Annotated in this window: 16 protein-coding genes and 1 tRNA gene; 10 read left to right on the forward strand and 7 right to left on the reverse strand. The window is 45.1% G+C overall.

Going from position 1 to position 25,357, the window contains the following annotated elements; translation table 11 throughout:
- The first annotated feature begins 34 nt into the window (after positions 1-34).
- The gene (locus tag D2V93_RS09265) at positions 35-886 is read left to right on the forward strand and encodes a DUF2911 domain-containing protein (protein ID WP_119619271.1); all 852 of its coding nucleotides are present in this window, start codon (positions 35-37) and stop codon (positions 884-886) included.
- Positions 887-936: 50 nt separating this feature from the next.
- Here D2V93_RS09265 and D2V93_RS09270 read toward each other — a convergent pair whose 3' ends face one another.
- From D2V93_RS09270 to D2V93_RS09295, 6 genes are all read right to left on the reverse strand, one after another.
- The gene (locus D2V93_RS09270) at positions 937-2,646 is read right to left on the reverse strand and encodes a sodium:solute symporter family protein (protein WP_072879211.1); all 1,710 of its coding nucleotides are present in this window, start codon (positions 2,644-2,646) and stop codon (positions 937-939) included.
- A 111-nt stretch (positions 2,647-2,757) separates the two neighbouring features.
- Positions 2,758-5,289 (reverse strand): PIG-L family deacetylase, encoded by a 2,532-nt coding sequence (locus D2V93_RS09275; RefSeq protein ID WP_119619272.1) that lies wholly within the window; start codon positions 5,287-5,289, stop codon positions 2,758-2,760.
- A 104-nt stretch (positions 5,290-5,393) separates the two neighbouring features.
- Complete coding sequence (locus D2V93_RS09280) at positions 5,394-6,341, reverse strand: septum formation inhibitor Maf (RefSeq protein WP_119619273.1); 948 nt, start codon at positions 6,339-6,341, stop codon at positions 5,394-5,396.
- 41 nt (positions 6,342-6,382) lie between these two features.
- Positions 6,383-6,982, reverse strand: coding sequence for a Maf family nucleotide pyrophosphatase (locus tag D2V93_RS09285; RefSeq protein WP_119619274.1), 600 nt, complete (start codon positions 6,980-6,982; stop codon positions 6,383-6,385).
- Positions 6,975-7,502: a KdsC family phosphatase gene (locus D2V93_RS09290; protein WP_072879218.1), complete on the reverse strand. Its 528-nt coding sequence runs from the start codon at positions 7,500-7,502 to the stop codon at positions 6,975-6,977. The genes D2V93_RS09285 and D2V93_RS09290 overlap by 8 nt, the downstream gene beginning before the upstream one ends.
- The gene (locus tag D2V93_RS09295; RefSeq protein WP_119619275.1) at positions 7,486-8,247 is read right to left on the reverse strand and encodes a Rossmann-like and DUF2520 domain-containing protein; all 762 of its coding nucleotides are present in this window, start codon (positions 8,245-8,247) and stop codon (positions 7,486-7,488) included. Before D2V93_RS09295 ends, D2V93_RS09290 begins: the two co-directional genes overlap by 17 nt.
- Before the next feature lie 135 nt (positions 8,248-8,382).
- Here D2V93_RS09295 and D2V93_RS09300 point away from each other — a divergent pair, with 135 nt between their 5' ends.
- From D2V93_RS09300 to bshB1, 6 genes are all read left to right on the forward strand, one after another.
- Positions 8,383-11,547: a cytochrome c biogenesis protein gene (locus D2V93_RS09300; RefSeq protein ID WP_119619276.1), complete on the forward strand. Its 3,165-nt coding sequence runs from the start codon at positions 8,383-8,385 to the stop codon at positions 11,545-11,547.
- A gap of 218 nt (positions 11,548-11,765) precedes the next feature.
- Entirely contained in the window at positions 11,766-13,178 is a 1,413-nt protein-coding gene (locus tag D2V93_RS09305; protein WP_072879224.1) for an MATE family efflux transporter, read from the forward strand.
- Positions 13,179-13,266: 88 nt separating this feature from the next.
- A complete protein-coding gene (locus D2V93_RS09310; RefSeq protein ID WP_072879226.1) occupies positions 13,267-13,500 on the forward strand; it encodes a hypothetical protein in 234 nt (77 codons plus the stop codon).
- Positions 13,484-13,792, forward strand: a complete 309-nt coding sequence (locus D2V93_RS09315; RefSeq protein WP_119619277.1) for a type II toxin-antitoxin system RelE/ParE family toxin — start codon at positions 13,484-13,486, stop codon at positions 13,790-13,792. The genes D2V93_RS09310 and D2V93_RS09315 overlap by 17 nt, the downstream gene beginning before the upstream one ends.
- A 10-nt stretch (positions 13,793-13,802) precedes the next feature.
- Positions 13,803-14,972 (forward strand): trans-sulfuration enzyme family protein, encoded by a 1,170-nt coding sequence (locus tag D2V93_RS09320; RefSeq protein WP_119619278.1) that lies wholly within the window; start codon positions 13,803-13,805, stop codon positions 14,970-14,972.
- 5 nt (positions 14,973-14,977) lie between these two features.
- A complete protein-coding gene (bshB1, locus tag D2V93_RS09325; protein WP_119619356.1) occupies positions 14,978-15,700 on the forward strand; it encodes a bacillithiol biosynthesis deacetylase BshB1 in 723 nt (240 codons plus the stop codon).
- On the opposite strand, the gene D2V93_RS09330 is transcribed toward bshB1, so the two are convergent.
- Positions 15,701-17,791, reverse strand: a complete 2,091-nt coding sequence (locus D2V93_RS09330) for a tetratricopeptide repeat-containing sensor histidine kinase (RefSeq protein WP_119619279.1) — start codon at positions 17,789-17,791, stop codon at positions 15,701-15,703.
- Between the two features lie 263 nt (positions 17,792-18,054).
- Here D2V93_RS09330 and D2V93_RS09335 point away from each other — a divergent pair.
- The 3 genes from D2V93_RS09335 (at position 18,055) to D2V93_RS09345 (ending at position 25,180) form a co-directional block, all read left to right on the forward strand.
- A tRNA-His gene (locus tag D2V93_RS09335) sits at positions 18,055-18,130 on the forward strand.
- A 214-nt stretch (positions 18,131-18,344) separates the two neighbouring features.
- On the forward strand, positions 18,345-23,063 hold the full coding sequence (locus D2V93_RS09340) for a hypothetical protein (protein WP_119619280.1): 4,719 nt from the start codon (positions 18,345-18,347) through the stop codon (positions 23,061-23,063).
- 11 nt (positions 23,064-23,074) lie between these two features.
- On the forward strand, positions 23,075-25,180 hold the full coding sequence (locus tag D2V93_RS09345) for a fibronectin type III domain-containing protein (protein WP_182849977.1): 2,106 nt from the start codon (positions 23,075-23,077) through the stop codon (positions 25,178-25,180).
- Positions 25,181-25,357: the final 177 nt, after the last annotated feature.

Raw genomic sequence — 25,357 nt, forward strand, 5'->3', positions numbered from 1 at the left:
GCTTTGTTGTGCTAAACAATTAAACACTATTCCTATGAAGAAAATTTCACTATTACTTTTCGTTGCATTACTGTCCATCTCTTTAGAGGCGCAAGTCCAGACACCGGCGCCCAGCCCTTTCTCAAAATTGGAGCAAAAGGTTGGACTTACCGATGTGGTTTTGGAGTATTCCAGACCTTCCATGAGAGGAAGGAAGGTATTTGGGGATTTGGTTCCTTTCGATGCCATTTGGAGAACAGGTGCCAACATGAACACAAAGATCACTTTTAGTGATGATGTTGTGGTAGAGGGCAAAGAACTCAAAGCGGGAACTTATGCTGTCTACACCAAACCAAACGAGGCTGTTTGGGAAGTCTTTTTTTACACAGACACCAATAATGGTGGACTACCACAGGAGTGGGATGCTTCCAAGGTTGCTGCCACGGTGAAGGTGGAAGCTTACCCGATTTCCGAATCCATTGAAACTTTTACCATCAATTTTGACGATCTCCACAATAACGGAGCTACTATGGGACTGCTATGGGAGAAAACGTATGTAGGCGTAAAATTCGTTGTCCCAACGGTGGACAAAGCCATCAAGAGCATCCAAGAGACGATGTCGAAACCCGATCTTTCCGCCAACGATTATTTTTCTGCCGCATCCTACTACTATAGTGAGGGTATAAATATGGAGCAAGCTAAGGAATGGGTGGACAAAGCTGTTTCTATGGGAAATGGAACCGAATTTTGGATGATGCGTACCCAATCCCTGATCTATGCTAAATTGGGAGATAAGGAAGGAGCCATTGAAGTGGCCAAAAAATCCTTGGCTGCAGCACAAGCTGCCGGAAACCAAGATTATGTAAAAATGAACAAGGACTCCCTGAAAGAATGGGCGGGACTATAGTTTCCATTTGATGAAAAAGAAAAAAGGACCCACTTTTATAGTGGGTTTTTTTATACCTCTTCGACCGAGTTTCCTAAGAAATTGTCAAAAAGTTGAGTGATGATGGACAATGCGATGACCAATACACAGCCAAAAGCATTCAGCCATAGGTAGGACATCCAATCCAAGTTGTAGCCTATGATGACAATGATCTGCGTGGCTATTGCGGCCACAAAGACGGCATTTCCTTTCACAAACTTAAAAAAGAAGGCCAATAGGAAGATTCCTAGCACATTGCCATAGAAAATGGACCCTATGATGTTCACCAATTGGATAAGATTGTCAAAGAGGCTGGCCACATTGGCAATGGCAATGGCCACTATGCCCCAAAGTAGTGTAAATCCTTTGGTCGCAAAAAGGTAGTGTTTTTCATCGTGGTCCTTTTTGACGTTCCTTTTGTAGAGGTCTAGTGCCGTAATTGTTCCCAAAGCGTTCAGTTCGGAAGCGGTGGATGACATGGCAGCCGATAGGATCACGGCCAAGAGCAGCCCTATGAGACCAACGGGTAGGTTGTGGAGGATAAAATGGATGAACACATAATCCTTGTCGTTGGTTTCAACCTTGGTATTTGCTTTGTTTATCAATGCTTTGGCGGCATCCCTGTTGGCATTTTCCTTCTGGTTGATGTTGATGATGTTCTGCTCCGCCTGTTGTATGGCATTGTACTCCTTGAGCTCCAAGGCAGCGGAAAAGGAATGTTGGGCCATTCTTTTCTCCATCTCCAGTTTTTTGTGGTCTTCTTCCAGTGCCTTGTATTCGTCCGCATATTCCGATCTCATCACGGCTTCGGTGGCCGCTGGATTAAAATTGAGTGGGGATGTATTGTATTGATAGAAAACAAAGACCATGGCACCCACCAGAAGAATGAAAAACTGCATGGGGATCTTGAAGATACCATTGAACACAAGCCCCAATTGGCTTTCGCGTATCGATTTTCCAGAAAGATATCGTTGAACTTGGCTTTGGTCAGTGCCAAAATAGGCCAGGGCCAAGAAAAATCCGCCAGTGATGCCGCTCCAAAAGGTATAACGGTTATCGGTGTCGAAGGTAAAGTCGAGGATGTTGAGTTTGTTGTTCGCCCCTGCAATTTTCAATGCCTTTCCAAAGGAAACATCTGAGGGCAGGGCACCGAGGATGAAGAAAAAGGCGAAGAACATGCCCAGCATGATGATGAACATTTGCTGCTTTTGGGTAACGCTTACGGCCTTGGTCCCACCAGAAACGGTGTAGATGATGACCAAGATCCCGATGATGACATTCAGCGTCCTCAAATCCCATCCCAAAACTGCTGAAAGGATGATGGAGGGGGCAAAAATGGTAATACCCGCTGCAAGTCCCCTTTGCACCAAGAAGAGGAGGGCGGTAAGGGTTCGTGTTTTCAGGTCAAACCTGCCTTCCAGCATTTCGTAGGCGGTAAATACCTTGAGTTTTTTGTAGATAGGGATAAAGACCAAGCAGATGACGATCATGGCCAAGGGCAGTCCAAAATAAAACTGAACGAAGCCCATTCCATCGTGGAACGCTTGACCGGGCGTGGACAGGAAGGTAATGGCGCTAGCTTGGGTAGCCATTACGGAAAGGCCGATGGTCCACCATTTCACATCATTTCCACCACCGCGCACATAGTCGTCCACATTTTTGCTGCCACGGGTTTTCCAGACCCCATATACAACAATGAAGATCAAGGTACTGCCGAGAATGATCCAATCCAGATAGGCCATTAAAGGTTTCAGTTATTAAAAATCATGATGAGGTAAAAAATCAAAATATAAATGGCGTTCAGGAGTATCACGATGGAGTACTCCTTTTTCCATTCCATTTTTTCAATCATTTTATCCTTTGACATTACTTTCCTTTTTTACTTCATCTTTTCCAACCGAAAGCATGTTTGCAAACAGCTTATAGGCGCCGGACACGCCAGCGGGCAATTCCCTGAAGAAACTCAATCCGGTGTAAATATAATGACCTTTGCCATATGGTGCTACCAAGAGGCTGCCTTTTGACTGGGGCTCCCCTTCATCTCCCATGGAAAGGACGGGAGTGAATTCCTGGCTCCACTGCGTCGGAAAATAAAGTCCCCTTTCCTGGATCCAACCATCAAAATCCTTTTCGGAAATGGTGTTGGGGAAGTTGACAAGGGAGTTTTTTGGTGCTACTATATCCACTTTTGAGTTTTCATCGGTGACACGGTCACTGGAAAGTGTCAGGTCATAAGGGGCAATGTTCTCAAATTGTTTGGCCCATCTGCCTGCCGTGTTGTACTGCACGATCATGTTCCCGCCATTTTTCACATAATCGAACAGAATAGGCTGCTTGAATTTGAGCGATTCCACCACATTGTAGGCACGGATACCGACAACGATGGCATCGTACTTGTCCAAGGAACCTTTTTCAATTTTATCTGGGTCGATGATGTGCACTTGATAGCCTATTTGTTCCAAACTTTCAGGGACCATGTCCCCGGCTCCTATAATGTAACCGATATGTTCACCGGATTTTCTGATGTCCATACGGACCACTTTGGCCTTGGAAGGCAACAAAATGGACTGTTTTGGGACATGATCGTAATTAATCTCCACAAGTTCCTTGCCATAGGTGTTGTTCCCTATGGTAATGATGGGTGAAATTTCACCTTCGCTCTCAGTGCCGGGGGGAGTGACCATAAAGGTCACAGAAAGTTCCTGACCTTTTTGGACTATGGAAAAAGGAATGGTTGAGGGCGTCACCGTCCAACCCGTTGGATGGTTCAATGCCACATTTCCATTGACATTGTCCTTACCTGCCTTTATTTTTACTTGGATGGCCTTGGTCTTCCCATCGGCGAATATCAAAACCTTTTCGTCAATTTTTGAAGTGGCTTCAGGTAGTACGGCGAACGGCTCGTACAATTCTCCTTTCTCGGGTCTGGAGAAACGGTGGACCACGGGTTTTTCAAAAGCGATTTCCGTTCCGTTGAAATCCAGGATAAACTTGGCCTTGAATGCACTGGCTGTTTCCGGTTGCCCTATCAGTTTTTGGTCATTGACCGTGTAGGTGCCCAAAGTACCGGGGTCATTCAACCAGTAAGGAGTGGTGTATGGAGTATTTTTGGGAACTGTGAAGCTGATGCCGAATTCCTGTTTACCATTGTCTGTCAACATTTTGTTCGGGGATGATTTAGCATCGGCCCCCACAATCTGCACCTCTTTCAGAATGATGTTCTGTGAGCTCCTGTTCAAGGCCTCAATGTTGACTTTTGCCATACTGCCCGGGGTAGTGGAGGCACCATCGGAACTTGCCTCGAGGTATAGCCCTGCACAGGCCAGGATGATGGATTTCAATTCTTCCGACTTTATCCGTTTCCAGTGTTCATCTTTGACCTTTTGTAAAAGTTGATAGGCCTGCACCAGTTCTGGGATATGCTTTGAGGGATTCCTAAAATCGAAGTTTTTTTCTATATCATACAGGATGGCCCCAACGGCTTCACCACCTTCCACTCGGGACCATGTGGTGTCGATGCCATCAAATAAATCGTTCCCTTTGGGAATATCCCCCTTGAGGAGTTCCAAATATTCCTCTGAAGCCCCTCGCTCCGTCAATCTACCAAATCCTTGGCATAGGTGCTGGCTACGCGCCAGGGCTGCAATTTCGTTGTTGGATAGACCAAGTTCAGGGTAATAGACACCGATGTCCACATGCAACATGTTGGACTTGTCCGCTTTTTCAAATTCTTCACGGCTACCGTACTGCCACCAAGATGTGTTGTAGAACGATTTTTTGGGCTGCCAAGTGGATGTGAGCCCCAATTGTTCCGGGTAGGCATTGGCATCATTGGCAAGATCAAAGGCTTCCATGCTCAGAATGGCTGAAGAAGTATGGTGACCATGGGTGGAGCCTGGCGTCCTGTGGTCAAAACGGTTGATGATGATGTCCGGTTTAAGTGTGCGAATGGCCCATACCACGTCTCCCAGTACCTTTTCCTTGTCCCATATTTTGAGGGTTTCGATCGGATGCTTGGAAAAGCCAAAGTCATTGGCACGGGTGAACCGTTGCTCCCCACCATCAACACCTCTTGCAGCTAATAGCTCTTGCGTGCGCAGCACCCCAAGAAGTTCTTGGAGCTCGGAACCGATCAGGTTTTGGCCCCCATCCCCTCGGGTCATGGAAAGATATATGGTCCTGGCTTTTTCGTGATTGGACAGGTAAGAAATCAAACTGGTATTTTCATCATCGGGATGGGCAGCAACATAGAGCGCCGTTCCCAAAAAATTGAGTTTTTGCAGATCATGATGGATCTCGGCAGAGGTAGGTTTTGCAGGTTTTTGGGCAAAGGTTTTTGGAAAAAACAGAGTTGTGGCTACAAAACAAGCCCAAAGGTATCGCATAGTTGGTTTTTTAGTGGCGTTGCCAAATATAGAAAGATTGTTATCAGTGTTTACGCTATTTAGAAGAGTTTTAACAAGGCCCATACTGTACGGTTTAAGAGGGTTCACAACCCCAAACTATCCCTTAAAAATAGATCATTGTTTCCATGTTGGCCCCAATAAGCTGTTTTTAGGGTCCTGATTTTTTTCGCGGAAGTGATCAATTGTTTGGCATTTGTCCCGAAACCATCTCGAGTCTCCTCGGTCCAACTTTCAATGGAATGCGGAAAGGCGTCGGCGAAATTGATACGCAAGGTGCGTTCCAGTTCGGGATAGGCTAAGGAGTAGGTGGTTATCCCGTCCTTAGTGGACATAGAGGCCTCAGCATCATATGCTTTTGGCTCCTTATGGTAGAGACGCAGGAACTCTAGTGAAGGGATGATTTTTAGTTGACCCAAGGGCAAACTTTCTGGGTTTATCCGGATCTTGGTCCAGATTTCATTTTCCAAGATGTTTTTTTCCATCTCCATCTTTTGGTCTGCCTCATTTTCAAAATAGGAGTGTGAAGTAAATTCAAAATTGTTTCTGTTGTTGATCTGTGAATAGACATGACCGCACCATTCCTGTACAGACAAACTGGTCTTTATGGCATGTTGGTTATCATGGACTGGGTAAAAGGTACTGCCCATGATGGAATAGGGGTAAATTCCGGTCAAGAACTTCTTGGTCAGGTTCAGCTTCAGCACAGAAATGTTATCGGGGTCTTTTCCATCTGCCTTAACTTGTTTTCCGGGCAAAAAGGGTTCGGTGACATAGATCAGTACCGCATGCCCGTCCCTGAGATCCCCATAGCGGGCCTGTTCCAATACATACGAAGTGATTTCGGCGTTACCTGCATACCAATATTGCTTAAATTCATCGGAAAGGGGTTTCTTGGGATGTACGCTTTCCGATTCCACTTTTGTTGTGGGAGGGGGCATGCGATTGTTGGCATCTTTCTTTTCGATGCAAGAAGCGCCCAGAACAAACAGAAGAGCTGTGCCTACTATTTTTAAAAACCGTTTTTCTTTCATGGGAACAGGGATTGATTCCCTCAAAGTTAATCATAGAAAATTTAAGAAACCATGTTCATTAAGGTCTTATATACCAGATGGGTAGGTAGCCCCACAACATTGGTGTAGGAACCTTTTATCTTGGAGATTCCGACCATCCCGATCCATTCCTGTATGCCATAGGCCCCAGCTTTATCAAAAGGAAGGTATTTATCCACATAATATTGGATCTCATCCTCGGAAAGCTTCTTGAGCTTGACCTTGGTGACGGCACTCACGGTTTTTTGGGAATCCTTTGTGGTAAAACAGACCGAAGTGATGACCTTGTGCCAATCCCCGGACAGGGTGCGTAGCATTTCGATTGCCTCTTCCTTGTTTTCCGCTTTGGCCAATGAGGCTCCCTTATGCCAGACCACCGTATCGGAAGTGATCACGATTTCATTTTGCTGGAGTTCTTCTTTGAAAGGGGTGGCCTTCAATCGGGCCAAATATTCGGATATTTTCTTTCCGCGTAGTTTTTTGGGATAGACTTCATCCACTGATTTTGTCCTAACCTCAAAGTCTAGGCCCATTTCTTCCAAAAACCGCTTTCGCCGTGGTGAACCGGAACCCAAAATGAGTTTGTGGTCTTTCAGGCTTTCCTGCAAAGGGTTTTTAGTCATTTTTTGCACTGAAATTATCGTTCCAGTCCCCTCGGACCTTCAATACTTGCTCAATGATGTCCCGTACACAGCCGTCCCCACCATTTTTATGGGAAACATAGTCGGAAATGGTCTTTACCTCCGGCACGGCATTCTGGGGGGAGGTGGCAAGCGCCACCAATTTCATGGGAGGGATGTCTGGAAGGTCGTCACCCATGTAGACCACAGTCTGGGGATCAATGTTATAGATGTCCAGGTATTCTTTCAGGGGCTCTTCCTTGTGGTGTGCGCCCATATAAAAATCGGTCACGCCAAGACCTTTTAGCCGCTCCTTGACCCCTTCATTGGTACCGCCAGTGATGATGCAGACATTGTATCCCTTTTGAATGGCGGTCTTTACGGCATAACCGTCCTTGACGCTCATTTTTCGGAGCAGTTGCCCATCGGAAGTGATCAGGACGGACCCATCGGTGAACACTCCGTCCACATCAAAGACAAAAGTGGTGATGTTGCTCAAAAGCTCTTTATAATTTTTCTTCATAGACTTGTTTTATGGCTTCGCTCATCAAATTGTAGAGCGCTATATGTTTGTCGTTGTCCAAAAGTTTCAAGTGGCCCTGCATGCTTTTTTGGTCATTCCTTCGGGCAGGACCGGTCTGTGCCTCTTTTGGGGACATGGATTGGATTTTCTCCGCGGTTTCCTGGATCAAGGGTTTCAATAGATCGAACGAAAGGCCTTCCTTCATGCAGATTTCTTCGCCTATCCCGTACAGATAGTTGGTGAAATTGTTCACGAAAACCGCCGCAAGATGCAATTTTTTTCGCTGTTCTGAATTGACCTCATGGACATTTTGCGATAGGGTATGGGCCAACGATCGCAACAGGATCAATGATTGCCCTTCATTGGCCTCGATACAGATGGGTACTTTTTTCAAATCGATGTCCTTACCTTTGGTAAAGGTCTGTAACGGATAGAGTACACCACGATTTTCAGGTTCCAAAGCATCCATCCCGACGGCCCCGGAAGTATGCACCACCACGCCCTTTTTTCCATTAAGGTGGTGTGAGACTTCGGTTATGGCATCATCTTTTACGGCTATGATGTACACATTGGCATCCTTGATCGAAGTATGGTCTGTAGTAGTGGCTACATGCGCCGAAAAAGAGTGCAGACTTTCGGGATTTCTGCCCACCACTTGAACCACCTGCACTCCAGTGGATTTTGAAAAAGCCCTGAACAGGTGCATGGCCAGGTTTCCGGTTCCCAAAATAACGACGCTGAGCATGTTCAAAATTACAAATTTAAGGGAGATGCATCACACCGACAATTAACAATCCCATTTGATCTTTTATTATCGATAAAAAACGACTAAGTTGTAAAAAGGCCGTATTTTTGCAAGCCGAAAGTAGACCGAATTTCCATGATCGATATTCTTAAGAAAACCTTATTCTCCACAAGACTTATGGCTGTTCTATTTTTGGTCTTTGCAGCGGCATTGGCCATGGGAACCTTTGTGGAAACCTGGTACAGTACCGAAACCGCACGAATTTATATTTACAATACTACTTGGTTTGAGGTGATCATGGTCTTTTTTGTGATCAACTTCTTCGGAAACATATTTCGATACAAACTGCTACAGTGGAAAAAATGGCCAGTGTTGGTACTCCACCTGTCTTGGATCCTGATCATTTTCGGAGCCTTTGTGACCCGATATATTAGTTATGAGGGAATGATGCCCATTCGAGAAGGGGCCACCGAGAACCAGTTCTATTCGGACAAGACCTATTTGATTGCCTATGTGGATGGTGATATCGACGGGGAGACCAAGCGACGCATTTTGGAGGATGACATCCTTGTGACCCCCGAAGGAAAACGTACCAGCCTGCCTTGGAAATCCGATTTCAACGGACAACCGTTTACTATTTCTTATGTGGATTTCATCAAAGGGGCCGAAAAAGGATTGATCCCCGATGAAAACGGACAGGAATACCTCCAGATTGTCGAAGCGGGTGATGGCCAACGTCACGAGCATTATCTCGAGAATGGAAAGATTGCCAACATACACAATGTACTTTTTGCCCTGAACAACGATACCGAAGGGGCCATCAATATTTACTACTCAGAAGAGGGCGGTTACCAGATCAAGACCCCTTTCGAAGGAAATTTTATGCGGATGGCGGACCAATTTCAGGACCAAGTGGCCGTGGACAGTATACAGCCCTTGCAATTACGATCGCTTTATTCCATGGCCGGGATGCAATTCGTTGTCCCCGAACCCATTGTCAAAGGAAAATATGGCATCGTGAAGATTCCTGATGGGGAGCCCACCGAAATGGCACAAGATGCCTTGGTCGTTGCCATCTCCGCAAATGGGGAGACCCAGGAAGTAAAATTGCTGGGTGGCAAGGGCACGACCAATTTTTCGGACAAGATACAAGTTGGGGGATTGGACTTTTCGCTCAGTTACGGCTCCAAGGTCTATGAACTTCCTTTTTCCATAGAATTGAACGACTTTATTGCTGAAAAATACCCCGGTACGGAAACCGGTTATGCATCGTTCATGAGTAAAGTGACCGTACACGACGAACGCCCATTCGATTATGACATCTATATGAACCACGTGTTGGACCATAAAGGATATCGTTTTTTCCAGGCCAATTTTGATCCGGACGAAAAAGGCACAGGACTTTCCGTGAACCATGATTTTTGGGGCACGTGGATCACCTACATTGGTTATTTTCTACTTTACATTGGCCTGATGGGCATTATGTTCTTTGGCAAGACCCGTTTTAGGGACCTACAGACCATGCTCCAAAAAATAAAGGAAAAGAAAGCAGCAATGACCACCATTGCACTGTTCTTTGCATTGGTATCCGCAAATGCACAAGAAGATGCACATGGACATTCCGTGGTGCCTACCCAAGCACAAATAGACTCCGTGATCCAAGCGACTACGGTAGCAAAGGAACACGCCGAAAAGTTTGGAGCATTGGTCCTACAAGATGAAAGCGGTCGTATGAAACCCGTCAACACCTTCGCCTCCGAATTATTGCGAAAACTGAGTGGCGCTGACAAATACAAAGACCTTTCCGCCAATCAAGTATTCCTTTCCATGATGTTGAACCCAGGGGTCTGGTACACTACGGACATTGTTGCTTTGGGAGATAAAGGGAATGACAGTATTCGTAAGGTTATAGGTGTTCCCGAAGGTACAAAGTTTGTCAAGGCAACCGATTTTTTTGATGCCAAGGGAGAATATAAGCTTAGGCCTTTTTTGGAGAGGGCAACGTCCACGACCAACCCCAATAAATTTGAAAAGGACTTCAAAAAAGTAGGGGAGCGATTGAGCTTGCTCAATATGGCTTTGAGTGGAAGTATTGTGAAAATATTTCCCTTGCTGGACGATGAGAACAACAAATGGATCTCTGCCGTGGAATACCGAGGAGGTCAATTCCAAGTACAGGATTCACTGTATTCCAATTTTATCAGGAATGCGATGCCCTATTACCTGAGTTCCTTGCAACAATCCATCGCTTCCGGGGACTATTCCCAGCCAGACCGATTGTTGGAGGCCTTCAAACAGAACCAACTCAACCATGGGGCAGAGGTACTCCCCTCCGACCAAAAGGTCAAGACAGAGATTATCTACAACAAACTGGATATTTTCAACCGGTTGTACAAGTACTACGCCATGGTCGGTTTGTTGCTGTTCTTTGTGCTGATAGCCAAGATTTTTAAGGAGCGAAAAATTCTTGAGGCCATTGCGTATGGATTGAAAGGGACCATCATTTTATTTTTTATATGGCATACGATTGGGTTGATATTACGCTGGTATATATCCGGGCACGCACCTTGGAGCGATGCCTATGAAAGTATACTCTACGTGGCATGGGCCACCATGGGTATAGGTTTGGCCTTGGGCCGAAAAAGCGAATTGACCATAGCCTCCAGTGCTTTTGTGACCTGCATGTTATTGTGGGTAGCACATCAAAGTTGGGTGGACCCGTCCATTGCCAACCTGCAACCGGTATTGGACAGCTATTGGTTGATGATCCACGTGGCCGTCATCGTAGGTAGTTATGGTCCATTGACCGTTGGGATGATTTTAGGGGTGGTCGCCTTGTTGTTGATGGTACTCACCACCAAAAAGAACAAGAAGCGAATGGACATCAATATAAAGGAGCTCACCGTGATCAACGAACTTGCACTTACTGCAGGTTTGGTCATGTTGACCATTGGTAATTTTTTGGGCGGCCAATGGGCCAACGAAAGTTGGGGCCGTTATTGGGGCTGGGATCCCAAGGAAACCTGGGCATTGGTCTCCATCATGATCTATGCTTTTGTTTTGCACATGCGATTGGTTCCGGGACTTCGAAGCAAATGGATCTACAATTTTGCCAGCATTGTGGCCTATGCCAGCATTATGATGACCTATTTCGGTGTGAATTTTTACCTTGTGGGCCTTCATAGTTATGCCAGTGGGGACCAGGTCATCACACCAAGTTTTGTATGGTACACGGTTCTGGGCGTATTTGTCTTGGGAGGTATCAGTTTTTGGCGGTATCGGGTGCACTACGCCAAATAATGGGGGCATTTGCCCCATCTGCATTAATGGGTAGGAGAAAAGAAATTTTACAACTTTTATTTTATTTTTAAAAAAAGTTGCATATTTGCTTCATCATGAAGCTATAAGAATTATGTACGCTATAGATGTCACGTTTGGCTTTACGCCAAAAAAGTAACCGAAGACTTTTCGGTCCAGTTGACATTTTCTCTTTTTTCCAAACATAATTCTTGATAACAATGACACCATCCAATAATACGCTTACTTTCAAAAAATTCATTCAATATTTCTGGATTGCCGTATCCGGAAAAGAAACGGAATTCACATCGGGAAGCATCCGAAAGGCTATTTTCATGCTTTCCATCCCCATGATCTTGGAAATGCTCATGGAATCCATTTTTGCCTTGGTCGATATCGCCTACGTATCCAAAGTAAGTGTGAATGCCGTTGCGACCATAGGTCTTACAGAATCCGTAATCACATTGGTCTATGCCCTGGCGATTGGCTTAAGTATGGCCGCTACCGCTGTTGTGGCACGACGAATAGGCGAAAAGGACGTGCAAGGTGCACGCATTGCCGCTGTGCAGGCCATCAGTCTGGGCATCTTGATCTCCATAGTCATCGGTGTGATCGGAATGATCTATGCCAAAGAGATTTTGGCCCTGATGGGTGGCGAACCGGACCTGATAGCCGAAGGATATGGCTATACCCAGGTCATGATAGGAGGCAATATAACAGTGGTATTGCTTTTCCTGATCAACGCCATCTTCAGGGGCGCGGGGAATGCTTCCATTGCCATGTGGACCTTGGTACTTTCCAACGGACTCAACATCATTTTGGACCCCATGTTCATTTTCGGATTCGGACCCATTCCCGAATTTGGGGTGATGGGAGCTGCCATTGCCACCAATATTGGTCGGGGAACGGCTGTTATTTTCCAATTGGCCGTTCTGTTCTTTGGTTGGGGGAAGATCAAGCTGGCCCTTCAGGATTTGGTACTCAACTTCAAGGTGATGGTCAATTTGATCAAAGTTTCCTTAGGCGGTATTGCGCAGTTCCTGATCGGCACATCGAGCTGGATTTTCTTGATGCGCATCATGTCCGAGTTCGGTAGCGAAGTGCTTGCAGGTTATACCATCGCCATCCGGGTGATGATGTTTACCTTGATGCCCTCATGGGGAATGAGCAATGCTGCGGCCACTTTGGTAGGGCAGAACCTTGGGGCCAAGCAACCGGACAGGGCCGAAACATCAGTGTGGAAAACAGGGAAGTACAATGCCATTTTTATGGGAACGGTTTCCTTGATCTATCTCATTTTTGCCAAAAGTATTGTCTCATGGTTCAATACCACACCTGCCGTGGTCCAAAATGGGGCACTATGTCTCCAGGTCATTGCCTTGGGCTATGTGTTCTACGCCTATGGGATGGTGGTAAGCCAAGCATTCAATGGGGCAGGGGATACCCGTACCCCGACGAAGATCAATTTGGTTTCATTTTGGTTCATACAATTGCCCTTGGCCTATGTGGCTGCTCTTGTGCTTGGTTGGGGGGCCATGGGCGTCTTTGTGGCCATCACATTTGCAGAAGTCCTATTGGCGATTATTGCCATGGTGTGGTTCAAAAAAGGAAAATGGAAGCAGGTACAAGTATGATGGGTTTCGTATCTTTGGATAGTGACCACAGGTTTTTCTGAAAAATCACTCAGGATAAAAGTCGGTCCAAAATCTTAAAATTGGGCTTATGGACATGGATATTCAAGACAAGAAAATTGAATTGATTCAATGGCTGTCAACTTTGGACGATAAAAGTATCATTGAAAAAATAATGAAACTTCGGGAAAGTGAGAAAGTGGATTGGTGGGAAAATATATCCAATCAAGAGAAGAAATCCATTGAGCAGGGAATGGAAGATGCAGCCTCGGGAAGAATGAAACCCCATTCAGAAGCGAAGAAGCTATATGGGAAATGGCTATAAGATTCTTTGGACGGAACATGCACTTTCAGAATTGCAGGGAATCATTGAATACTTGGAAGAAAATTGGACAGAAAGGGAATTGAGAAATTTTTCCCATGAGTTGGACCATACCATTGAATTGATTTCAAAGAATCCTTTACTGTTTCAAGATTCTGCCCTAAAAAAGGACATTAGGAGAGCTGTAATTTTAAAACATACCAATCTATATTATCGGCTGAAACCAGACTCAGTGGAAATACTTTCTTTGTTCTCCAATAGGCAGAATCCTGAAAAATTAAAACTAAAAGACTAGATAGACTATAATGGACAAAGCAAAAAAAGGCATCAACACGGTGTGTACCCATGAAGGGGAACTTGTGGACAATCAGTTCAAGGGAGCGGTTTCTCCCTTATATATGAGCACTTCCTATGAGTTCGAGGATGTGGATGTAAAACGGTACCCCAGATATTTTAACACCCCCAACCAGGAAGCATTGTGCAAAAAAATGGCAGTTTTGGAACATGCCGAGGCCGCATTGATATTTGGTAGTGGCATGGCCGCCATAAGCACGGCCTTGATGTCTTTCCTTAAGGCAGGGGACCATATCGTTTTGCAACAGACCATATATGGCGGAACGTATCACTTTGCCGTGACCCAGTTTGAAAAGTTTGGGATCCAGTATTCGTTCACCGACGGATGGTCGGTAGCGGATTTTGAGAAAGAGATCAAATCGAATACCAAAGTAATCTACATTGAAACGCCATCCAACCCTTTGCTAACGATTACGGATGTTGCTGGAGTAGCCCAATTGGCCAAAAAGCATGGCATCCTTTCCATGATCGATAACACTTTTGCCAGCCCCATCAACCAAACTCCCATCGATTTTGGAATTGATGTGGTGCTACATAGTGCTACAAAATATATGGGGGGGCATTCCGATATCTGTGCAGGTGTGGTCGCTGCTTCCAAAGAGCATATGGACAAGGTGTTCCAGACCGCCATTTGCTTTGGAGGAAGTTTGAGCGATTATACGGTATGGTTGCTGGAACGAAGTATCAAGACCATGGCCATACGGGTGAGGGCACAAAATGACAACGCCATGCAGATGGCACTCTACCTAAAAGACAACGAGAATGTGGAAAACGTTTATTACCCCGGTTTGGAAGAGCACCCTGACCATGCGTTGGCCAAAACGCAGATGCACGGATTTGGGGGCATGCTTTCCTTTGAAATGGATCCAAGCATAGATGTATCCTTGTTTTTCAAACATTTGAAACTCATCAAACCATCAATGAGCCTTGCAGGGATTGAAAGTACCTTGGTTTCCCCGGTCATGACATCGCATGCGCTCATGAGCCCGGAGGATAGGGAAAAGCAGGGAATCAAAGATTCCTTGATCCGTCTTTCGTTGGGCATAGAAGAAATAGAAGATTTAACAGCAGACATTGAACAGGCTATAGCCAAGGTAAAATCAATGGCTGTCACCGCATGACCAACATGAAATTAGATATTTTAGTATTCGGTGCCCACCCAGATGATGCTGAATTGGGCGCAGGGGCCACTATGGCCAAGGAAGTTTCCAAAGGAAAAAAGGTAGGGGTCGTTGACTTGACCCGAGGTGAACTTGGAACGCGGGGCACGGCGGAGATCAGAGATCAAGAAGCCGCCAATGCAGCCAAAATATTGGGCCTGTCCGTTCGGGAGAACATGGAATTTGCCGATGGATTTTTCACCAATGACAGGGAACACCAGCTGGAGCTGATCAAGGTCATCCGAAAGTATAGGCCGGAAATAGTGCTCTGCAATGCAGTGGACGATAGGCACATTGATCACGCAAAGGGAAGCAAATTGGTGAGTGACGCCTGTTTCTTGAGTGGACTTGTAAAAATTGACACCAAGATGGATGGGGACGACGAGTGGCAGATGCCATGGCGACCAAAAGTAGTGTACCATTACATCCAATGGAAAAATTTGGAGCCCGACTTCGTAGTGGATGTCTCAGGATTTATCGACAAAAAGACCGAAGCTATCATGGCGTACAGTTCACAGTTTTACGACCCAAAAAGCAAAGAACCTGAAACTCCTATCAGCAGCAAAAACTTTACCGATAGTGTGATCTACAGGGCTAGGGATTTGGGTAGGATTGTCGGTGTGGAATATGCCGAAGGTTTTACCGTGGAGCGTTATGTGGCTGTGGACAATCTGGGTGACCTTATCTGATCAACTGGCCTTCTGGTACCTTTTTTCCGCCTTTGGAAGGGTAAAGTAAAAAGTAGTTCCCTTGCGAAGTGTACTTTCCACCCAAATGGAACCTTTGTTCTTCAACACCATTTCCTTGCATAGGGACAATCCAAGACCGGTTCCCTTCTCGTTATTGGTGCCATAAGTGGTAATGTTGGTGGAATCTTCAAAGACCTTTCGTTGCATCTCCTTGTTCATCCCAATCCCGGTATCGCGTACCGAAATTTGCCATGAAGTGGGTTTTTCTTCTGCTTCTATGGTAATCAAACCGTCATTGGGGGTAAACTTGATGGCATTGCTCAGCAGGTTACGGATCACAATATCGATTTGGTTCTGATCGGCCCATATTTGCGGGTTGTCAGGAAGTTGGTTGATGATCTTGATGGACTTGCTCTTGGCCAGTTCGGACAGCAATTGGATGTTGTTCACCACTATTTTTTCCAAAGAGATTCGTTTGGGTCGGGTCACTGCGCCGTTGAGTTGGTTTTGCCCCCAAGACAATAGGTTATTGAGGGTGAAAGAGATGTTCTCCACATCGCTCTTGAGTTTGGGGATGAACGAAATAAATTCATCTTTACCGATTTCCCCTTCCATAAATAGCTTGAGCAATTCCTGCAAAGCCCCGATGGGTCCACGAAGGTCGTGGCCGATAATGGAGAACAGCTTGGTCTTGGTCCTATTGATTTCGTTGAGTTCCGACTCGCGTTCGGTGACCGCTATGGATTTTTCCTTGAGCTCTTTGTTCAGTTTTTTCTGGATCTTCTCACTGCGTCTTACCACGAGGATGATGATACTCAAGATGAGCAGTACGATGATTGAAAAGTAGATATAGTTCCGTTGCTTGGCCAAGGCTACCTCATTGGATTCAATGAGTTCCTTTTTCTCCTGTTCATAGTGCAATTTGGTCTCAAGAAGTGACAGACTTTGCTTGTTCTTGTCCCTGAACAACGAATCCGAAAGGGATTTGAAAGTTTCCAGATAATCAAGGGCCGCTGTATTATCCCCTTGCTTTTTATAGAGTTTGTACAAGGTTTCGGAGCAATCGATCTGTCCTTGCAACGATTTTATTTTTCTGGACAGTTCCAACCCTTCTTGGGCATGTGTGAGCGATAGGCTATCCTTTTCCAGACCAAAGTATACCTTGGCCATGCCGTTCATCAGTTGGATCTTTATTCGGTCATCCTCGATCTGGTGTTTGAAGAGCATATTGCTCTGATCGAACCAATAGAGGGCCCATTGGTATTTTTGCTGTTCCAGATAAATGTTACCCTTCACTTCGTAGGCATAGGCAAGCCAGTCATATATCTTATTTTTTTCAAAAGTGATAATACTTCTATTGATATTGAACATGGCGTGCTTGAAGTCCTTGGCATCCATATATAAGGAGGCCATATTGCTCTGGGTTTCCGCGTCGATGACTTCGTCCCCTAATTTTTTATTGATTTTTTGCACCGTATCATAGAACATCAGTGCATTTTTAAAGTCCTTTTGATCAGCATAGAGCCCCGCGATGTTCTCGTTCAATATGGAGAGCATTTGCTGGTCATCTATTTTTTTGGCGAGGTCTATGCCCTTGAGGTTCAGGTTGAGAGCATCCGCATAGTTCCCCTCAAAGCTATAGTTTTGCGCCATGGTATTGATAATGGAAACCTCACAACGGACATCGCCCATTTCTTTGGCCAATTGAAGGGCTTCTTCAAATAGGGGCATTGATTTTTTTCTGTCCCCCTTGTCATAATAATAGTTGCCCAATGCATCCAGGCCTTTTACCCTGCCATATCCATAATCTATGGCCTCACTGTACTTGAGTGCTCTCTCTGCTATGGAATATAGGCTGTCACTGTCCAGATATCTATAGGAAAATGCAAGCCTGATCAACAGATTGATATGGGTAGTGTCCTTGGGATTGAATCTATTGGTGGACTCCAAGCGTTGCAACTTAAAGGATAAGCTATCTTTTTTGCTCGACTGTGCCAGCAGTGGCAAGGACAAAAGAAAAAACAAGGCATAAAAAGTTACCCTGGCAAGCAGGTTCCTGTAGTCGGATATAGAGGTTTTTTTAGACAGCAAAGACAATATCTATTATAGCGCTAAAATAATTTTGGAACTGATTTAGCGGAATTAAATGTTGTGAAACGCTAAAATAAGTGTGTTTGGTCTGAAAAAAGATGTATTTCATCGATGATTTGCAATTAATCACAAAAAACAGATCTCCAGGTCTTTATGTGGGGCTATTAAAAGAAAGAACACCTCTTGCGATTTTTTGTGGATGTAATCCCTAAAATATTTTGGCAGGATCAATACAAAAAAGTATTTTTGCATCCGCTTTAAATGGTGGTTGTAGCTCAGTTGGTTAGAGCGCTGGATTGTGGTTCCAGAGGTCGCCGGTTCGAGCCCGGTCTTCCACCCAAGCGTTGAACAGATCCCAAGCCGTAAGGTTTGGGATTTTTTTTGTTTTTAAATTCTCCCTTTTTTTTTCAAAGCATCCACTCGGAATGCTCATCCGTCAATTCAAAAGGTGCATCCATCAATTCTAGCACCAATGGCTTGTCTGTTTACCTTACTTTCCCTTCCAACCTCTACATTATTCATTTCATCATTTTTTAAAAGGAAGTTGGGGTTTATGGTAAAACGAGTGTTATGGCTGTGTTTGGTTTGGCTATTTGTACATCAATCCATCTCGGCCAAAAACGTTACAGGAAAGGATTCATTGTCCACTAAGCAACCTGGCGCGGAACAAGGAAATACTAATAGGGACTTCAAAGGGTTGGAAAATGATTTCTCGAACGTCTCCCTGCCCCAAATTCTTCAAAGCGAGTTTGATGATGCTTACTTCCAACGAAATTTTGCAATGGACACCACCACAGCACAAATCGTCCAAAGTGCAAGGTCAGTCTTTGAAGAGCTTAAAGTTTCCCAAAATTATGTAAACCTGATCTCCCCAAAAGAAATGGTCACGCTTCCCATTGGAGTAAAGAAGGAAATTGGGACCATTACCTATACGTTGGCAATAAGCAAGGCCAAAATTTTTCCGGAGCACACGGAAATCACGGCCTTTGTCCACATAAACATTCCACAATCCGATTCCAAGGGAAACCCAATTGAACTTTTTTTTGGTGCTGGGGGAATCAAGATTTCACATAAGGGGGGTATCTATGGCGATGCCAATTTGGTATTATTGGGAGATATCGGTATCCCCATCAACGGCGGAAATGGTCTTGTTGCCCTTCGAGGAGGATTTGATATGGGAATAGGAAACGTGGATAATCTTACCTATGTGACCATTGATTGTGGCGGATTCAAGGAATTGGGGATTGCAGCCGACTTGTTGTTTCCCAGAAGTATGTTGGAACCGGTGGATTCCAATTATGAAGTTATTCAAAATGAAAATGTAAAAGTTGAGGGACATTTCCAGACCATTGTCAGTGATTGGAACGACATTCTTGTGGAAGTGGATCTGCCACCGTTTCAATTGACCAAACAGGGAAGTACTGATGGAAAAGGGAAAGCAGGATTGGTTTTTGAACTGAACAAGGCCGTATTTGATTTCAGCGATCTTAGGAACTCCCCCAATGTTGTGTTTCCTGAAGGTTATCAGCAGTATTTGATTTCTGGAAATGAACAATTGTGGAGAGGGGTCTATGTGGATACGTTCACGGTCGTCTTGCCCGAGCAGTTCAATAAAAGAAACGGAGAGGAGCGTGTTCAATTTCAGGCTTCCCATTTCCTGGTGGATGGAATGGGTGTTTCGGGAAGTTTTTCCGTGGACAACATTTTGCCCCTTTATGAAGGTAGTGCGTCCAAATGGCAGTTTTCCGTAGACCATATTGAGGCAGAATTTGTGACAAACAACATAGTAGGGGCAGGCTTTAATGGAAAAATTGTACTTCCCGTTTCCAAAGAGGTGACAGTTACTGAGCTATCGGATAAAAACACAGAAACCATACAACGGAAAACGCTGGCCTATCAAGCTCTTATAGATCCTATCAGCGATGAATATATTCTATCGGCTTCGGCCAACGAAGCTTTATCGTTCAATGTATTCAAGGCAACCGCCACACTCACGGAGAACTCTTATGTGGAACTCAAGGTCAAGGAAAAAAAGTTCAAACCCAAGGCAATCCTCCATGGAAGTTTGGAAATATTAGGGGACAATTCCGAATCGGAAACCAACAATCCGCTGATCGATTTCAAAGGGATAACCTTTCAAAACCTCCAATTGCAAACGGAAGGCCCTTATTTCCAAGTGGGTTATCTCGGGTATGACGGAGAAGTGAAATTTGCAGATTTTCCGGTGACCCTTTCTGATATCGGGTTTACGTCCAATGGTTCCATGGCAGCACTCTCCTTCAATCTCGATGTAAATATGATGGAAAAAGGGTTTGCGGGAAACACTACCCTTTCGATTGTGGGAGGATTCAATGAAGATGAAGGATTGCATCGTTGGCGCTTCCAAAAAGTCGAACTTGATCAAATCTACTTGGAGGCTGATTTGGGAACCATCCAGATCAGTGGAATGGTGAACATCAAAAGGGACGACCCCATTTACGGAAATGGATTCTATGGGGAATTGGGAGCTACCTTTAACGGGATAGCCGTGGATGCCTCGGCATGGTTTGGAAGAACGGACTTTAGATACTGGTTTGTGGACACTTATGTGGACCTTTCCAATTCTTTGACCCCATCCTATATAGGCCCGGCCAAAGTAAATGGAATAGGTGGTGGCGCATATTACAAAATGTCCAAAAAACCAGGCGCCTATTCTGCATTGATCCCATCAGGGCAATCCTATGTACCAAACCCTAACAATGGATTGGGTTTCAGGGCCCTTCTTGGCTTTGCGCTTACCAATGAGAAGGCCTTCAATGGAAAGGTAGGTTTTGAAATGGATTTCAATGACCATTACGGATTGAACCGTGTGATGTTCTTTGGCGAGGGACACATTGTCAAAGCATTGGACTTTGAGTTCGGCGATAAGTTCAAGCAAAAGCTGAAGAGGATGGAGGAGAAGATCAATTCTTTTGGAGAAAACAACCCAACTATGGATCGTTTGAAGGAAACCAATCTAGTGGATTACAGCAAAGTTAGTTTCCCGCAGGATGGATTGACCTTTGATGTGGGCATCGATGCCCATTTTGCCATGGAGATGGATTTTCAGCACAGTACGTTCCATGCCGAGCTGGAAATTTATGTGAACACCCCAGGCGGATTTTTTCAGGGAGTCGGCCCCAAAGGAAGATCCGGATGGGCCGTTTTTCACATTGAACCAGATGAGTGGTATCTCCATGTAGGTACCCCCGAAGATCGCATTGGTCTAAAACTTGGATTGGGCAATTCCAATCTAAAAAGCACCTCCTATTTGATGATTGGGGACAATCTCCCCGGAAGTCCACCACCACCTGCGATTGTTGCCGATATATTGGGGGTCGAACTGTCGAGTCTGGACTATATGCGCGACCTGAACGCTCTGGAAAGTGGGATGGGCTTTGCTTTTGGTTCCGATTTCAGTATCGATACAGGGGATATGACCTTTTTGATATTCTATGCCCGTTTTCAAGCTGGATTGGGCTTTGACATTATGATAAAGGATTACGGGGAGACAGCCTGTAAGGGGATTGGACAGATCGGTATTGACGGCTGGTATGCGAACGGCCAAGCCTATGCCTATCTCCAAGGGGAACTCGGCATCAACATCAAACTGTTTTTTGTACGGAAAAAAATACCCATTATCAAAGCAGGTGCCGCAGTACTGTTGCAGGCAAAGCTGCCAAATCCGGCTTGGTTCAAGGGATATTTGGGAGGACATTTCAATCTATTGGGCGGATTGGTCAAGGGCAAGTTCCGATTCAAGATAGAATTGGGCGAGGAATGCGAAGTGATCGGGGGAGCACCGTTGGGCGGGTTAAAGGTCATTTCCGATGTGACCCCACGGAACGGGTCCGGCGAAATGGATGTCTTTACCGTTCCCCAGGCCGCTTTCAACATGCGTATCAACCATCCCTTTGAACTGGAGGATGATGATGGCGTGAAAACGTATCGGATTCTTTTGGATGAATATAGCGTCACTAGCGATGGCAATACCATTACAGGGGAATTGCAATGGAATGAGAACAACGATTTGGCCAACTTTGTGTCACACGATATTTTACCGCCCAATTCCCCAATCCATGTAAAAGTAGCCGTAAGCTTTCAAGAATGGCGGAGCAATAGATGGATTACCTTGACGGAGAACGGCAAATCGGCCAAGGAAATTGAGGAGCGCAGTTTCACTACGAGCGAGGCACCGGATTATATACCACTCACCAATATTGTGTATAGCTATCCTGTGATCGATCAGCAGTATTTCTATCAAAATGAGAGAAGGTCAGGGTATGTGAAATTGGAAAGGGGCCAGCCCTATTTGTTCGCACCGGAAACCGATTGGGTGCAATATACCCGGTTCACTACGGAAACTGGGGAAGTACAGGCCAAAGAGGTGTCATACAATCGGGCAGAGAAGATGGTCCGGTTTGATTTTCCTACCCTAGGAAACCAAAAAAACTATAGGTTCCAGCTACTGAGCAGTTCACCTGAAAAAGCCACATTAGGAAGGGTAGATGAAAGCTATACGGCCCAAAACACTGGACAGGAAGGGAATTCCGTCGAAGTCCGAAACCGTCAGGTTGCGACAACTGCCAAAAAAGTGGCCGAAACACAGGTTTTGGCATATGGGTTTTCCACTAGCCAATACAATACCTTCAAAGAAAAAGTATCGGACAAAAAAGTAGACAAATACCTATTGGATCCCATTCATTCCAATGTACATGCATTGCAAGTGGATGTAATCCCCTCCGAGCGTTTTGGTAACGAAGAGATGTTGGGAGATAAATACACGGCAGGTCAACCGATGATTACTAGAGAGGCAGTTCTGAGTGATAGCTATTACCACGAAGTCATCAATCCCCTCATTTATGAAGGATATCCCCTGGAATCCCGCTTCACTGTCGATAGGGATATAAGGGTACTTGGTCTGCCTCCAAAAAAAGGAGTGGATATTATGACATGGTACATCTCGTATCTGGAATCCAACCCCAATTACACCTTACTGGACAAAAGGGTTCCCTATCGCTACAACCTTCCTTTTTATTACAAGCAGGATTTTATTGATATTCAATACAAAGTGGTGAACGCATACCTACACGAGCCTGAAAAATACCAATCCCAGATCAATAGGTACAATTACATTATAAATGGAACAATGCCACCCATCCGTAAGGGGGATTACAAAGTAATGTTCCAATATATACTTCCGGGCAATATTCCCGGGACTTCCCAAATCTTCATGTATAACAATCCTTATTAATGGCAAGATCAATGAAAAGACCTTCAATTTCACGAAGTTTTCTCTTCGCTATTGTATTGGGTTGTTTGTGTGTGGTAAAATCGTATTCCCAATATGATTCATTGGTGGTGGCAGAGCCACAAATTGTTGCGATGGCCCGACCACAACAAGATGGCAGGATGATGCTAAGATGGGCGGTCACCACACCTCAGGCATGGCGAAAACTCAATGAACATGGGTACGAATTGAAACGCTACACCATAACCCGTAACAACACCACGCTTCCCCGACCCATTGAAAAATCTATGGGTATTTTTAGGCCCCTCCCATTGGAGGAATGGATGCCTTTCGTGGAGCAAAATGACAATGCCGCAGTGATGGCCCAATCTCTTTACGGGGAAAGTTTTGATGTGGAAGGTATGGATCAGCTTTCGGTCATTGTCAATTTGGCGGAAGAGCAGGAACAGCGGTTCACTTGGGGCCTGTATGCTGCTGACCAAGATTACGAAGTGGCGCAAATGGCGGGATTGGCCTTTGTGGACATGGAGGCGTACCCCAACGAAAAATACCTTTACAAAATCACCTCGCTGGTTCCCGAAGATGTGTTGACCATTCAAGAAGGGGGTGTGTTTGTTGGGCTCCAAGATTATGAGGATTTACCAAAACCTTTGGATTTGGCCGTCGTTTTCTTTGATGGCAAATCCATGTTGAGTTGGAACTATGCCATCCATAACCAGATATACAACAGTTACTACATTGAAAGGTCCATCGATGGGGTCAGTTTTAAACGGTTGAACGATTTGCCCCTCACCACCCTCAACAACAGTGAAAAAACAGATCCATTGCGGATGTTCTACACCGATTCCATCACCAACGGAAATACGTACCACTATCGCATTAGAGGGAAAACCCCGTTTGGCGAGGTCAGTCCTGTTTCGGAGACAGTATCAGGAAAAGGAGAAAAGACCCTCGCCTTTGTACCCCACATTACTTCCAAATATTACGAGGATGATAAAACGGTTTTGTTGGAATGGGAGTTTATGGAAGAGGGCAATGACCTGATCACCGGTTTTCAGCTCAACCGAAGTGATAATGTGGATGGTACCTACAAAGTAGCGGTAAGGAACATTCCACCCGATGCTAGAAAGGTACGTTATGACAGCCTGATGCCCACCAACTATATGACCATCACCGCTTTGGGCAAAAATGGAAGCAGCAGAACCTCATTTCCTGTTTTGGTGCAGCCCGTGGATTCCGTGCCGCCCCATAAACCCAAAGGGTTTAATGGAGTCGTGGACAGTTTGGGGGTGGTGACCTTGACATGGGAATCCAATAGTGACAAGGATATTCTTGGGTATCGGATTTTTAAGGGCTACAACAAAGATGAGGAATACTCCCAGATTACAGTCTCCCCACACCAAGCGAGTATTTATTATGACAGTGTTTCGGTAAAGAACCTGAACAGCAAGGTATACTACCAACTCATTGCCGTTGACCAACGGTTCAACATGTCCGAACCCTCCGAGGTGTTGGAAATCAAGAAACCGGATTTTATAAAGCCCACCCAACCCGTATTCAAATCGTACGAAATCAAAGAAGGAAAAGTACATCTTACTTGGGCGAACAGTTCCAGTGCGGATGTGGTACGGCACGAGGTGTATAGGAAGGAGCTGGATAGTCTGGATTGGAAACTTGTTTATGCAATTGATAGTGATCAGTATGCAGTAAGTAGTGGGCAGTGGACGGATAGGGATGTAAAAGAAGGACAGCAATACAGCTACACTCTAGTGGCCATTGATGACAGTGCGTTGGGGTCTGACCCTGCGCCACCTTTGGCAGTTATTATTCCCAAAACCACATTATACCCACCTCTGGAAGGCCTGTACGGAGAGGCGGACAGGGAAAAGGGCAGCATCACCATTCGATGGAAAGCATATAACGAAACCAATGCCACCAAAATAGCCATTTACAAGGGAAAAAAAGGAGGGAACATGAACTTGCTCCGTGAAGTTGCACCCGATACCAAAGGTATTGTGGACCATAAGGTAAGCCCTAACAATGAGTATGTATATCTGTTACAGCCTGTCTTTGGAGATGGAAGGGTAGGTGGAGTTACTGAGCTAAACATAAAATATTAATAAATATGAATAAAAAACTAATATTTATTGCTTTATTTTTTTTGTGCCTAACTAACGACTCTTTTGGACAGGATTATGCTTTATGGACATCAACAAAACCGTATCAATCAATTTATGGGGGTTATCATTACAGTGCTTCTTATAGTAAGATAGAAGATAATTGGTCATTACCTAACC

This window comes from Flagellimonas taeanensis, assembly GCF_003584105.1.
Taxonomy (GTDB): Bacteria; Bacteroidota; Bacteroidia; order Flavobacteriales; family Flavobacteriaceae; genus Flagellimonas; species Flagellimonas taeanensis.

Excerpts from the sequence above, each read along its gene's own strand:
- D2V93_RS09265 (WP_119619271.1), top strand. The coding sequence starts at position 35 with ATGAAGAAAATTTCACTATTACTTTTCGTTGCATTACTGTCCATCTCT.
- D2V93_RS09310 (WP_072879226.1), top strand. The coding sequence starts at position 13,267 with ATGGACATGGATATTCAAGACAAGAAAATTGAATTGATTCAATGGCTG.
- D2V93_RS09300 (WP_119619276.1), top strand. The coding sequence starts at position 8,383 with ATGATCGATATTCTTAAGAAAACCTTATTCTCCACAAGACTTATGGCT.
- D2V93_RS09280 (WP_119619273.1), bottom strand. The coding sequence starts at position 6,341 with ATGAAAGAAAAACGGTTTTTAAAAATAGTAGGCACAGCTCTTCTGTTT.
- D2V93_RS09275 (WP_119619272.1), bottom strand. The coding sequence starts at position 5,289 with ATGCGATACCTTTGGGCTTGTTTTGTAGCCACAACTCTGTTTTTTCCA.
- D2V93_RS09345 (WP_182849977.1), top strand. The coding sequence starts at position 23,075 with ATGAAAAGACCTTCAATTTCACGAAGTTTTCTCTTCGCTATTGTATTG.
- D2V93_RS09320 (WP_119619278.1), top strand. The coding sequence starts at position 13,803 with ATGGACAAAGCAAAAAAAGGCATCAACACGGTGTGTACCCATGAAGGG.
- D2V93_RS09315 (WP_119619277.1), top strand. The coding sequence starts at position 13,484 with ATGGGAAATGGCTATAAGATTCTTTGGACGGAACATGCACTTTCAGAA.
- D2V93_RS09290 (WP_072879218.1), bottom strand. The coding sequence starts at position 7,502 with ATGAAGAAAAATTATAAAGAGCTTTTGAGCAACATCACCACTTTTGTC.
- D2V93_RS09270 (WP_072879211.1), bottom strand. The coding sequence starts at position 2,646 with ATGGCCTATCTGGATTGGATCATTCTCGGCAGTACCTTGATCTTCATT.
- D2V93_RS09295 (WP_119619275.1), bottom strand. The coding sequence starts at position 8,247 with ATGCTCAGCGTCGTTATTTTGGGAACCGGAAACCTGGCCATGCACCTG.
- D2V93_RS09305 (WP_072879224.1), top strand. The coding sequence starts at position 11,766 with ATGACACCATCCAATAATACGCTTACTTTCAAAAAATTCATTCAATAT.
- D2V93_RS09285 (WP_119619274.1), bottom strand. The coding sequence starts at position 6,982 with ATGACTAAAAACCCTTTGCAGGAAAGCCTGAAAGACCACAAACTCATT.
- D2V93_RS09340 (WP_119619280.1), top strand. The coding sequence starts at position 18,345 with ATGGTAAAACGAGTGTTATGGCTGTGTTTGGTTTGGCTATTTGTACAT.
- bshB1 (WP_119619356.1), top strand. The coding sequence starts at position 14,978 with ATGAAATTAGATATTTTAGTATTCGGTGCCCACCCAGATGATGCTGAA.